12 protein-coding genes and 1 pseudogene are annotated in these 12925 nt (G+C 37.3%); 2 read left to right on the top strand and 11 right to left on the bottom strand.

The window, feature by feature from the left end; translation table 11 throughout:
• Positions 1 to 3: 3 nt before the first annotated feature.
• From neuC to rffA, 5 genes are all read right to left on the bottom strand, one after another.
• Positions 4 to 1188 carry a UDP-N-acetylglucosamine 2-epimerase gene (neuC, locus tag VSAL_RS01535; protein WP_012549052.1) on the bottom strand — a complete coding sequence of 395 codons (1185 nt, stop codon included), beginning with the start codon at positions 1186 to 1188 and terminating at the stop codon, positions 4 to 6.
• A gap of 37 nt (positions 1189 to 1225) precedes the next feature.
• Positions 1226 to 2371 (bottom strand): LegC family aminotransferase, encoded by a 1146-nt coding sequence (locus VSAL_RS01530; RefSeq protein WP_012549053.1) that lies wholly within the window; start codon positions 2369 to 2371, stop codon positions 1226 to 1228.
• A gap of 23 nt (positions 2372 to 2394) precedes the next feature.
• Positions 2395 to 3585, bottom strand: coding sequence for a UDP-N-acetylglucosamine 4,6-dehydratase (locus tag VSAL_RS01525; protein WP_012549054.1), 1191 nt, complete (start codon positions 3583 to 3585; stop codon positions 2395 to 2397).
• Between the two features lie 117 nt (positions 3586 to 3702).
• Positions 3703 to 4824: a hypothetical protein gene (locus tag VSAL_RS01520; protein ID WP_012549055.1), complete on the bottom strand. Its 1122-nt coding sequence runs from the start codon at positions 4822 to 4824 to the stop codon at positions 3703 to 3705.
• A complete protein-coding gene (gene rffA / locus VSAL_RS01515; protein WP_012549056.1) occupies positions 4821 to 5963 on the bottom strand; it encodes a dTDP-4-amino-4,6-dideoxygalactose transaminase in 1143 nt (380 codons plus the stop codon). The genes VSAL_RS01520 and rffA overlap by 4 nt, the downstream gene beginning before the upstream one ends.
• Before the next feature lie 82 nt (positions 5964 to 6045).
• On the opposite strand from rffA, the gene VSAL_RS01510 reads away from it, so the two are divergent.
• Complete coding sequence (locus tag VSAL_RS01510) at positions 6046 to 6504, top strand: GNAT family protein (RefSeq protein ID WP_044583155.1); 459 nt, start codon at positions 6046 to 6048, stop codon at positions 6502 to 6504.
• A 6-nt stretch (positions 6505 to 6510) separates the two neighbouring features.
• Positions 6511 to 6759 (top strand): GNAT family N-acetyltransferase, encoded by a 249-nt coding sequence (locus tag VSAL_RS24210; RefSeq protein ID WP_083799305.1) that lies wholly within the window; start codon positions 6511 to 6513, stop codon positions 6757 to 6759.
• Here the strand turns inward: VSAL_RS24210 and VSAL_RS01505 are convergent.
• The 6 genes and pseudogenes from VSAL_RS01505 to VSAL_RS01480 all read right to left on the bottom strand — a co-directional run bounded on the left by VSAL_RS01505 (position 6746) and on the right by VSAL_RS01480 (position 12888).
• Complete coding sequence (locus VSAL_RS01505; protein ID WP_012549057.1) at positions 6746 to 7585, bottom strand: glycosyltransferase family 2 protein; 840 nt, start codon at positions 7583 to 7585, stop codon at positions 6746 to 6748. The genes VSAL_RS24210 and VSAL_RS01505 overlap by 14 nt on opposite strands.
• Complete coding sequence (gene rfbC / locus VSAL_RS01500) at positions 7586 to 8143, bottom strand: dTDP-4-dehydrorhamnose 3,5-epimerase (RefSeq protein ID WP_012549058.1); 558 nt, start codon at positions 8141 to 8143, stop codon at positions 7586 to 7588.
• Between the two features lie 10 nt (positions 8144 to 8153).
• Positions 8154 to 9053 (bottom strand): annotated as a pseudogene (gene rfbD / locus VSAL_RS01495) (dTDP-4-dehydrorhamnose reductase).
• Complete coding sequence (gene rfbA / locus VSAL_RS01490) at positions 9053 to 9937, bottom strand: glucose-1-phosphate thymidylyltransferase RfbA (protein ID WP_012549059.1); 885 nt, start codon at positions 9935 to 9937, stop codon at positions 9053 to 9055. Before rfbA ends, rfbD begins: the two are co-directional and overlap by 1 nt.
• On the bottom strand, positions 9937 to 11028 hold the full coding sequence (rfbB, locus tag VSAL_RS01485; RefSeq protein WP_012549060.1) for a dTDP-glucose 4,6-dehydratase: 1092 nt from the start codon (positions 11026 to 11028) through the stop codon (positions 9937 to 9939). Before rfbB ends, rfbA begins: the two co-directional genes overlap by 1 nt.
• Positions 11029 to 11049: 21 nt before the next feature.
• On the bottom strand, positions 11050 to 12888 hold the full coding sequence (locus tag VSAL_RS01480) for a DUF3413 domain-containing protein (RefSeq protein ID WP_044583366.1): 1839 nt from the start codon (positions 12886 to 12888) through the stop codon (positions 11050 to 11052).
• Positions 12889 to 12925 lie beyond the last annotated feature (37 nt).

Below are 12925 nucleotides of genomic sequence, written 5' to 3'. Positions count from 1 at the left end.
CTCTCACTCTACATCGTTAATAGTTATATCGTAAAACGCTTTGCTTGGTGTGAATTGCAACGATTTAATCATTTCAATCACTTTACCGCTAGTATCACCCTGACCATATGGATTATGGATCTTTTCATCAGCAAGTTTATAAGTTCGGTCTATAGCAACTTGTATCGCGTCTGAAATCGACTGTTGATTAGGTTCAACATTCAAAACACTCTTAGCGGCTAAACGCCCTTTTTGTCTTGAACCTATATTTACGGTCGGAACATCAAAGGCAGGCACTTCAATTATTCCGCTTGATGAATTACCAATAACAGCAGTTGCATGCATAACCGAGCTAAGATAACGAACCTGTCCTAAAGAAGGGATTGCTAATACTCGTGTTGGATTGCTACGAGCGTATTCTTCAAGAATTGGAATTATACGTCGCCCACCATCATCGGCATTTGGATACGTTAAAATAACTTGATGATCTGGGTACTCATCTAACGCATTTAATAAGGCTTGAAAACTCTCTTCTGGTGCTTCATTACCGAGGGTTACAGGATGATAGGTTACCAAAAAGAAAGGCTTATCTAAAGTAAAATCTAATGATTCAGATAACTCTGCCACCGTCATAAATGTCGCACGTTTTAAATGGTCTAACCCAATAGCACCAACATTTTGCACTCGACTCGGATCTTCACCTAATTGTATAACACGTTGGCGATAGTCTTCAGTTGATGTTCCGTGCAAGTAACTAAGTTTAGTGATTGCATGGCGAATCGCATCATCATAAGCACCTTCAGTGATTTCACCACCATGTAAATGAACAATGGGAATACGCATGATCATTGCTGTTTGTGCGGCAGCTAACGCCTCAAAACGATCACCAAGAATCACTAGAACATCAGGTTGTAATCGTGAAAGCGAATCTGCAAACCCTAACACACCCAACCCCATACTTTTGGCTGTACCTACTGCTGAATCGGATGAAAGAAGAATTTCAATTTTTTCATCAATCACAAACCCATCGGTTTCTATTTGCTTATAGGTTTCTCCGAATTCTGGAGATAAATGCATGCCAGAAACCAAAAGTTGCAACTGAAGTTCTGGGTCATTTTGAATATCTTTTAAAAGCCAAAAGAGCAGGCCATACTCTGCTCTTGTCCCTGTAAAAACGGCTACTTTCTTATTCATGAATAGCTGACTCATAATAAACCGATTACCTCTTTGTTGTCTTTCATTACAGCTACAGTGCAACAGGCGTGCTAGGTAAATTAATCAAGTGTGCTTCAATATATTCAGACTGAGTTAAATCACCACGAGGTGCCTCTTTAAACATTGGCAAACGGTGCATCAATTGCCAGATTGGGCGAGTCATTACACCTGATTCATTGGTTTGTTTTAAAATATCATTACGCGCGTCTACTGACGGACAAATCACTGCATTTAACCAATAATTTGACTGTGCATATTCAGGCTCAGACACAAATTGGAAATCACTTTCAGCAAAAAAATCTTGATAACGATTTGCCAATACTCGCTTCTGAGCTAAGTATGGTTCTAATACTTCCATCTGAGCACAACCTAACGCTGCATTAAGGTTCGGCATTCGATAGTTAAAACCGGCTTCATCATGATAGAACTCATAAGGATGTGGTACTTTTGCTGTCGTAGTAACGTGTTTTGTTCGAGCTCCAAGCTCTGCCGTTTTGCATAGCACCATACCGCCGCCACCAGTTGTAATGATCTTATTACCATTAAAACTAACCGCACCAAAATCGCCTAACGTACCCGTATGTTTACCTTTGTAAAAAGAGCCTAAGCTTTCAGCTGCATCTTCAACTAAGGTAATATTCCATTTATGGCAAACGGCAATCAATTCATCTAATTCGACAGGGTGTCCAAAGGTATGCATTGGTACAACCGCACGAATTGGACGTTTAGTTTGTGAATGAATACACCCCGTTTCCGTAACTTGTGCATGTTGAGTTAAATACTCATCCATCGCTTTAGGACAAAGCCCTAAGCTTACAGGTGATACATCGACAAAGATTGGTTCTGCACCCATGTGATGCAATGCATTACAGGTTGCAACAAAAGTAAGCGCTTGAGTAATAACAAAATCACCATGCTGAACGCCTGCCATATACAAGGCAGCATGAAGCGCAGCTGTTCCATTAACCGTCGCAACCGCTTTTGCTGTTCCTGTATAGGATTCTATTTTCTGTTCAAATTCATCTACAAATTTACCAACGCTAGATACGAAAGTACTTTGAATGGTTTCTAGAACATACTTCTGCTCATTGCCATCAAACGTTGGGGCATGCAGTGGAATAAAGTCATTAGTTTGATAAATATCTCGCACAAACTCAACTAGTGGTGTTTTGTTCATTACTTTGGTCTCCACTTTCTTAATTACATTTTGCTATCAAGGTACTTGCCTGTTTCTTTGTGCCCAAAATCAGGGATCATGGTAAAGAATAATTGTACGATTTCTTCTTTAGTCCACTGACGATCTGACTTCATTTGACCTATTTTTTGTTCAAATAGCGCAAGTAACTCTTGTTGATAAAGTGGATCATTTTTAATGATGCCTAAATTATCAAAACGCGCCATATCTAGTGTTTCTTTATCAGTGAAAAATTCTTCAAAATCTTTTTCACCAGTAGTATCACTAGAGGTAAATAAACATGGCCACTTACCTTGAGCAGGTAATGTTTTAGCTAATTCGCGAGCTTCATCTTCGCTGTCACATAAATGAGGTTCATAACCAATTTGCTTAAGATATTTTACCGCAATATCTGCGAACGAAATTAAATGCAGTGCTTCGCTTAATTTAGGGAAGAAGATGTCTCGGTTTTCACCAAAAATACACGACATTAAACACAGTTCACCTGACTCTTGTGGAGTAACGAAATAACGTTTGATGTCATTTGGCGCTACAATCGGTTGGTTCTTTTGAATTCGCTGATTAAAACCATGAAGCAAAGAGCCGTCAGAAAAAGCCACATTCGCAAAACGAGCGGTAGAGATAGCCATTTTTTCACTCTTACGCATTAAGAACATTTCCATAATGCGCTTTGAAGCACCCATCATGTTGACAGGATTTGCTGCTTTATCGGTAGAGACACAGAAATATTTTTTCGCGCCAGCATCAATTGACTGTTGAATTGTTTTGTCAGTATTAAACACGTTTACATCAATCATACGCATCAAAGTGAATGGATCTTTTTCACTACGTACATGCTTAAGTGCAGATAAATTCAATACATAATCATACTGGCCATCGGCTTTGATAAACGCATCATATTCAATAGAACCGATATCTAATGCAAAAGTTTGAAAGTCACCATTGATGTAACCAAATGAGCTACGAATATCACGCACTAACTCAACCATGTTGTTTTCACTGATATCAACAACATGTAGCTTTTGAGGGTTACGCTTGAAGATCTCTTTTGTCACCGCTTGGCCGATTGATCCTGCACCACCGAGAACAAGGAAGCGAGATTGAGAGACGATACGAGATAGTTCAGCTTCATGGCTAGCAATATCTTGTGTAAATAAGGCATCGGTACGACCGATAAGGGATAGAATTGGATTCATGGTTACCACTTTTATACAATTTTCATACTATAGGGGAAAGGAATAGAGATATTTAATCGAATTAGATAATCTACACTTCCTGCATTTAAATAATTACTCAGCATTTAAAAAGTACGCTCAATTATATAAGCGAAATAACTCTTGAATTGAACGCTTCTCTTCATCTTGAGTTCTTTCTGCATTAAGCTGTAAAGATATTTTCTCTTCTTTAATTTTACTTGCTAGCTCTTTACTTGATTCAAAACTAAGTATATCCAAGCCTAAAGCATCTCGAAACCCAAAATTATTAGCCGTATCTTCTTGTATACACACAATACCACCAGCCCATTTGATAAATTGTCTTGCGGTACTTGCACCACCTCGTCCTTGCAATATGATGTGAGAGCATGACATTACCAATGCTGTATAACCTAAAGGATTCAAAGCGGTGACATAGCTTACATCAACCGTTTTCCTTTTTATATGCCTCAAATAGATCAAATGTAAATCAAGAAACATACGCTCTTTTCTCTGTTTTTTATGCCACAATATTAGAAATTTATACTCATCACCCAACACAGCTGTACATTCTTTTATAATCGATATTATAGTTCTCAAATCAAATGATTTCTGCTTGGTACCGATCAATATTTTTTTCTCAGAGTCTGCAACTATCTTATTCTTAATATATGCTTGCCTTAGGCATTCAGACTCTAACGTAGGCAACGTATCAAAAATCACCCCTGCATCTATAAACTCTATCGTTTCACGCTTCAACAGTGTTACCAGTTTTTGCTCAAATGTTTTTTTATGAGCAATAAATTTATTTATCTTCCCTAGAACCCAAATATCATCTCTACCAATTAAAGCTTTATTATCTTCAACAATATTGTCGTGTTTCTTAAATACTCTCCCCCAACGATCTACTTCATCATCTGCCAGAAAAATGTGCACTTTATCCACAATGCTTTCGTTTAATTCTAGAACTTGCTTAACATAAGATGAATTACCTTTATGTAACGACATAAAAGTAATAGTTTTTGCATCTAATGCCGATGCTATCACTTCTGGGTTAATTTGAGCATATGTCACTTGCTCTATTTTATTAAGATTATCCATATGACCAAGCATAGGAAAAACAATAACAACTAAAGATTCAGGAGAAATTTTAGCTCTATGAATTAAAGCATCTGCGTATAAATAGAAAAATCGATCATTGTCTGCGATAAAAAAAACATGCTTATCTTTGATGTCTATCATGATTGAATTTCCTTTAGAATCTTAATTAACTCATTGCACACAAGTTCTCTCTCACTTTCTAACAAGTTGTAAAACATTGGCAATCTTAACAATCGTTCACTTTCTTCGGTTGTATATTTATCTTCAGCATGAAAACGACCAAATTGAAGACCAGCGATAGAACTATGTAATGGTATATAGTGGAATACAGCTAATATACCTCGATCTTTAAGTTTATTTAAAACTTGAGTTCTAACCTCTAAATTTTCTACTTTAATATAGAACATGTGAGCATTGTGTTTTACTTCTTCCGGTATATGAGGTAAATCGATTAAACCTTCATGCTGAAATGGAAGTAGTTTATTAAAGTAAAACAACCAATCAGATAATCTTTTTTTATTAATTTTATCAGCACTACCTAATTGAGCCCATAAATAAGCCGATTGAATTTCACTAGGAAGGAAACTGCTTCCAACATCAACCCAGCTGTATTTATCTACCATCCCCCTAAAGAATTGACTACGATTTGTTCCTTTTTCTCTTAGTATCTCTGCTCGTTTTATAAATCTAGAGTCATTAATAAGCAATAGTCCCCCCTCACCGCCACTGGTGTAATTTTTAGTTTCATGAAAACTAAAAGCCCCTAAATGGCCAATAGAGCCTAACGCTTTTCCTTTATAAGTAGACATTACCCCTTGAGCAGCATCCTCTATTACGAATAATGAATACTTATGAGCTAAACTCATAATAAGATCCATTTCACACGCAACACCAGCATAATGAACAGGAACAATCGCCTTTGTTTTTTTTGTTATTGCAGCTTCAATTAAATTCTCATTAATGTTCATAGTTTCAGGGTGAACATCAACGAAAATAATTTTAGCACCTCTTAAGACAAAAGCATTTGCAGTACTAACAAAGGTATAGCTTGGCATAATAACTTCATCACCAGGCTGAATGTCAATAAGAAGAGCTGCCATCTCTAATGCGTGAGTACATGAAGGTGTTAACAAGGTTTTTTGTGCTCCAGTAGCATTTTCAAACCAGGTTTCACATTTTTTTGAAAAATGTCCATCTCCGGCAAGACAACCACTTTTAATTGCTTGATCAATATATGAAATCTCATTATCTGTTACTGGTGGTTTATTAAATGGAATCATAAAAATACTCTGAGGCTATGTAAAACATGTTATTTACTATAACATAAATTATTTTTCAACTTATCTAACAGGCTTAATGATCATGCAGTTAAAAAAACGCGTTTGGGACTCTAATTTTTTCAAGAAACCTATTTATGATATAGATTTAAATGGGAAAAGTAGTATCGATATTCTAAAAGATGACAATAATACTAACTGCTTAATAACAACTAAAATAAAAAATCAAGATTCATATAAAATCAATGAGTTATGTGAACTAGGATATTCATACTGTGAAGGGGAACTTGATTTTATCAAACAAATACAACCAACAGAGTCTACAATATTGTCTAATACAAATATCACACCAGCGATTCCTCAAGATCTTCCTGAACTCAATGATATTATAGATAATTTATATGAATATTCTCGCTTTAAGTCCCCATGGTTCTCACAACAAGAAAAGATACGTTTCTATACTGAATGGGTGAAAAAAGCAGTTCATGGTACATTTGACGATATTTGCTATCTACTAAAAGATAAGACAAATCACTCTATCTAAGGCTTTATAACTCTAAAAGTTAACGGTAATTCAGGCCAAATAGGTTTAATTGGGGTCTCTGAATACGCTAGAGGCAAAGGTGTTGCTTCTCAGCTTTTAGACCATGCATCAAATTATTTTTCATCGAAAGGTTGCCACTGTTTTACAGTCGCAACACAAACTAGTAATTTACCAGCGATCAATTTATATATTAAGAATAATTTTCAAGTAAAAAATTATTCTATTTGGCTTTATAAGGCTCTTAACAATCATTAATACCACTATCAGCCCAATACCTCTCATGCTTCATGGTATCTCTGAGAATATCCCAATTACCCGAAACTCTATCTAACCATGGATGGTACAAATGGATTTGTACGGCAAGTCCATTGAGAGATTTATTGGTAACACCGACTAAGTTTAGTCGATAGTCAACATCACTGTCTTCACCTACTGCTGGCGCTTCATATCTCATATCAAAGCCGTTTATTTTTAATAAATCTTCTTTAAATAATGAGAAGTTACAACCTAAAATCGCTTTGGCTTTCTTTCCTTTAAACAGAGATTGTTGCCACAGCTTAGCAAATCTAAGGCCTTTTTCAATATGGCGACCTTTTGTTTGTTTATCTCCATTAGATAACATGTACCGTATTAAAATTTCTAGCTTATTTTCACTAAAAAATGCTCCTGGAGATACGCTATTCATAACTCGTTGAGTATACAGCTCTGGGAGTTCAACTCGACGACCACTTAAGCTACGCCCTTTTTCTGCATTATTAAAGTGATCCTCAATAAAGTGCTTTTCTGGGATACAATCACCATCAATAATGATCAAGTAATCACTACTGGATTTGAGCACTGCATGATTAAGGATACGATTCTTTCTAAAACCTTTATCTTCATGCCACACATGCTTAACGGTAAAAGGTAAGGATTCTTTACGGGTATTAATGAAATCAATAGCTTCTTGCTTTGAACCATCATCCGCGATAATCACTTCAAAATTGGATTCCGTTTGAGTAGATAAGGCTTTAAATATTAACTCTAAGCATACTGTATTGTTATAAAATGCAATAATTAAAGAGGCTTTTGGTTTTAGCATCTAGTCCTCCTGCTTTATGGGTGTGACTTGAGATAATATCATCGCATTTTTATCTTTCTCAGATAATTGAGGTGGAGTCGTGATTGGCCATTCAATACCAATAGCCTTATCATCCCAAGCAATTGAGATTTCTGATTTTGGGTTATAATAATCCGTGCATTTATAGACAAACTCAGCGTCTTCACTTGTCACATAAAAACCATGAGCAAAGCCTTCTGGCACCCAGAGTTGATGTTTGTTTTCAGCAGAAAGATAAGTGCCAACCCATTGACCAAAGGTTGGGGAATTTTCACGAATATCAACCACTACATCAAACACCTCTCCTGAAACTACACGTACTAGTTTCCCTTGGGTGTTTTCTGTTTGGTAATGCAAGCCACGCAAAATCCCTTTTTTAGATTTTGAATGGTTATCTTGTACAAACTGAGTTGGTTTTCCCGTCACTAATTCTTCAAACTTCTTCTGGCTCCATGTTTCCATGAAAAACCCACGTTCATCCCCAAACACCGTTGGCTCGAATATTTTTACATCAGGAATATTGGTATCTATAACGTTCATGATTCGTTTCTTATCCCTTATCTTTATAAACTTGAAGATTATCCAAGGCCGTAGTCCAGTTACTTGCTTGAATACTAAAAGTATCGGTAATTTTAGAGGTATTCATCGTTGAGTTTGTCGGTCGTTTAGCCGGTGTCGGATATTCAGCTGTTGAAATAGAGCAGAGTGTAGGTATTGAATCTAGTACTTTTTGCTCTTGGGCTTTTGCAAAAATGGTGCGGGCAAATTCATACCAACTTACATGAGGTAAGCCTGAATAATGGTAAATACCATAATACTTATTCTCATCTACTTCTGCTGTGTTCTCTGCTAGCTGCATCATGATGTTAATTAAGGTGGCCGCAATGTCTTTTGCATAAGTTGGCCCACCAAATTGATCACCAACAATGCTTAATGCCTCTCGACCAGCCCCTAAACGCAGCATAGTTTTGACAAAATTATTACCTTGCTCACCAAAAACCCACGCCGTTCTTAAAATAATATGTTTAGCATTTTCTGCTATCACTGCTTTTTCGCCAGCGAGTTTACTCAGCCCATATACACCTTGTGGGTTTGTGACATCGGTTTCACTGTAGCAACCTTGCTTATTTCCCTCAAATACATAATCGGTAGAAATATGAAGTATGGTTGCTCCAATTTGTGCAGAAGCTTGTGCTAAATAACGAGGACCGAGTTCATTAATCGCATAAGAGCTTTCCACTTACTCTTATGCTTTATCAACGGCGGTATGATCTGCTGCGTTAATAATAAAATCAGGCTGAAATTCTGTAACTATAGCGTTCACAGCACTCTCATCGGTGATATCTAATTCAGACCTATCGACCGCGAGCAGTTGAGCTCTTCCCGTTAATAAGAGAGTTAAATGACTACCGACTTGCCCGGTTGCACCTGTAATAAGGACCTTTAGCATTATAATTCTTTCTGTTTATTATCGTTAATTAATCGGGTTAAATATTGGCCATACTCATTCTTCATCATCGGGGTTGCGAGATCTAATATTTGCTCATCTGATAACCAACCATTACGCCATGATATTTCTTCTAAACACGCCACTTTTAAGCCTTGTATATGCTCAATGGTTTGCACAAATGAAGAGGCTTCATGCAGACTCTCATGAGTCCCTGTATCTAGCCACGCAAAGCCACGAGCTAATAATTCAACATTAAGAGAACCATCGTTAAGATACATTTCATTAAGCGTGGTAATTTCAAGCTCACCACGATGAGAAGGCTTAACTTGTTTTGCCATTTCAACTACGCGGTTATCGTAAAAGTATAATCCTGTCACCGCATAATTCGATTTAGGTTTTAGTGGCTTTTCTTCAATTGAGATTGCTTTCATTTTTTCATCAAACTCAACCACACCAAAACGCTCTGGGTCTTTTACTTGATAACCAAATACGGTGGCACCTAAGTCACGTGAAGCCGCATTCTTTAACGTTTTAGAGAAAGATTGACCATAGAAAATATTATCACCAAGTACTAAGCAGACTGGGTCATCACCAATGAACTCTTCGCCAATAATAAAAGCTTGAGCTAAACCATCAGGGCTTGGTTGAATTGCGTATTCAAGGTTAATCCCAAAATCAGAGCCATCGCCTAATAAGCGTTTAAAACCTGCGTTATCTTCTGGAGTAGTGATAATTAAAATATCTTTAATACCGGCGAGCATTAATGTCGATATCGGATAAAACACCATTGGTTTGTCGTAAATAGGTAATAACTGCTTTGATACTCCACGAGTTAATGGATATAGGCGTGTGCCTGAGCCTCCGGCTAAAACAATCCCTTTCATTATCTAATTTCCTTATGTACAACCTGTTCACTTGATACGCCTAAACGTTCTCCTGCATAAGACCCATCAAGGACGCGTGACCACCATTGTTTATTGTCTAAATACCATTGAACGGTTTTTCGGATCCCTGATTCAAAGCTCTCTTCTGGTTTCCACCCTAATTCATGCTCAATTTTTGAAGCATCAATAGCATAACGAACATCATGACCAGGGCGGTCTGTTACGTAGGTAATTAAATCAAGGTACTGAGCAACACCTTCAGGTTTGTTCGGCACTAACTCTTCAAGTAATGAGCAAATGGTCTTAACTACTTCAATATTGGCTTTTTCGTTATGACCACCAATATTGTAGGTTTCGCCAATCTCACCTTCAGTAACGACTTTATATAGCGCGCGAGCATGGTCTTCTACAAACAACCAGTCTCGAATTTGCATTCCATTGCCATAAACAGGTAAATACTTACCTTCTAAGGCATTTAAAATCATTAATGGGATCAGCTTTTCAGGGAAATGATATGGCCCATAGTTATTTGAACAATTAGTAATAACTGTTGGTAGGCCATAAGTACGTTGCCATGCACGAACTAAATGATCTGAAGAAGCTTTAGACGCGGAATAAGGGCTTGATGGCTCATAAGGGGTTGTTTCGGTAAACAAATCATCTGTACCTTCTAAATCACCATACACTTCATCCGTTGATATATGGTGAAAACGAAAGGCTTGCTTTTTATCATCAGCTAACAAATTCCAATAGGCACGCGTTGCTTCAAGTAAAGTATAAGTACCGACAATATTAGTTTCAATGAACGCAGCAGGGCCATCTATTGAGCGATCTACATGTGACTCAGCAGCTAGGTGCATGACTGCATCAGGTTGATATTCAGAAAAAATACGGTCAAGTTCAGTGCGATTACAGATATCAACGTGTTCAAATGAATAACGATCTGATGCTTCAACCTGACTCAAAGACTCTAGATTTCCTGCGTAGGTAAGAGAATCAACATTGATGACAGAGTTTGATGTATTGCTGATAATGTGGCGAATAACTGCTGAGCCAATAAAACCTGCGCCGCCGGTGACTAAAATATTCATATTTATCCTTTAATCTAAAATCTACTTACTAAATCGACTAATCTGCTCTAATGCTTCTTGAAGATGTTGATAATTTAATTCAGCATCTTTCATTGGACGGTTAGTCTTATCTAACAATTGATATTGTCCTGTTGCACCAACTTCTAAAATCGACTCTTTATCAATAATTGCATAACCACTGTAGTTTGAAGTCATGATCCAATTACGATCAACATGCTTGCCTAATAGATCTTCACCTACTGAGTAATCTTTAATGTTGTTTGTTACACCTAAGTAGTTTTTCATCAAGGTTGGAACGACATCTTGGTGGCTAGTTAAATCATCTGCCGTCCAATCTAACGCTTTACCATTTATCTTTGGCCCAAATATAGCAAACGGAACCTTCACCTGAGCGTCTGTAAAGTTACTATTATGACCCCAGAAATTCATGCGGTTATCATTCATTTCTTGACCGTGGTCACCCGTAATAATCACTAACGTATTTTCTAAATCACCCGTTTCTTTTAGTTTATCTAATACTTGTTTTGCTACACTATCAACAAAATGTACACTCGTTTTATAGCGATTAAAGAAAGGCGTTGGATCGCTATCATTACTCAATTCTAAATAATTAATCTCATCTAGCATTGGCTCATATCGATGTGCATAATCTTTAGGGAAATCATACCCATGCGGTGCATCATAGAATAAGAATGAGAATGCAGGTTTAGAGGTATCACGCTTGCTGTACCACTCTAGCCAATCTTTAGTTAGATCTTTATCTAGTTCTGATGGCGAGCCACCTTCTGATTTAATGCGTAAATTTGGAATGTTTTTAAAGACAGTCTGGTTAAATTCAGGCTTTTCTAGCTGTGCTGCTGTGAATATTCCCATGTCATAATTGAGTTCTTGTAGGCGATCAATTAACGCAGGTGTTTTCTGGTTAGCTAAGAAGCCGTGCCAATACGTGCCTGGAATGCCATAGAACAATCCAAAGATACCCGTACGTGTCGCATTACCTGTTGCGATGTGATTATTAAAAATCACGCCTGATTGCGCGTATTCCCACATGTTTGGCGTATTTTCTGCGTTAAAGGTATCTGCGCGCCATGAATCAACAGTCAAAATCATAATATTAATTGGCTTTTCAACCGCTTCTTTTTGTAATGGTGCAAGCGGATAATTTAAATCACTTTTACGATTTAGCTTCATCGCTTTTTGTTGAGCAATGGCTTCTTCATTTACCCAGCCATATTTTTTCATCATGCTTGTTGATGTTGCAGGGTAAAAAGCAGGTAAATAACGTTTTACTGTTGTCACGGGTTGGTAGGCGTTCGCTGCAGCCCAAATATGAATTCCGTGGGTTGCTAATAATGCGAAGAACGTTATAAGTGCAAATTTACGACCCAATTTGTGCTGAGTTATTGCGGCTGGTTTTTCTAACCAAGAGATCAAAAGGTATTGACCAACAACCAGAGCAATTACTCCACCAATAACCGTTACCCATGTAATGAGTGGAAAGCTTACTACTTGACCAGAAAGCACCAATTCAAGAACAACGGCATTAATGTGGAATCGGTATTGAGCAAACACTAAGATATCAATAAATAACGTCGCAATACAAATAGAGGCGATTAATGCTTGCAACCCATTACGTATTTTTGCAGGACGAATTGCTAGAGCAGGCAAAGCAACCAGACCGATTAATCCCACTAGTAATACCATTTGGCTAAAGGTGCCTGAAGTAATAAAACTAAAACCAAGTATGTCCGTTGGGATCTCTGGCAAGAAGGCAAAATAACGAGTAGCAATGGCCATCGCAATAAGACTGTTGATTAAAATAAACCAACCGTGACTGTGAAGTTTTTGTTTAAATGTCAATGTATTCAAAATCATGAATCCAGCTGTAATGGGTGAA

It is taken from the genome of Aliivibrio salmonicida LFI1238 (genome assembly GCF_000196495.1).
Lineage (GTDB): Bacteria > Pseudomonadota > Gammaproteobacteria > Enterobacterales > Vibrionaceae > Aliivibrio > Aliivibrio salmonicida.
The sequence above is the reverse complement of the archived record's forward strand: the minus strand, read 5'-3'. Positions and strand labels throughout refer to the sequence as shown.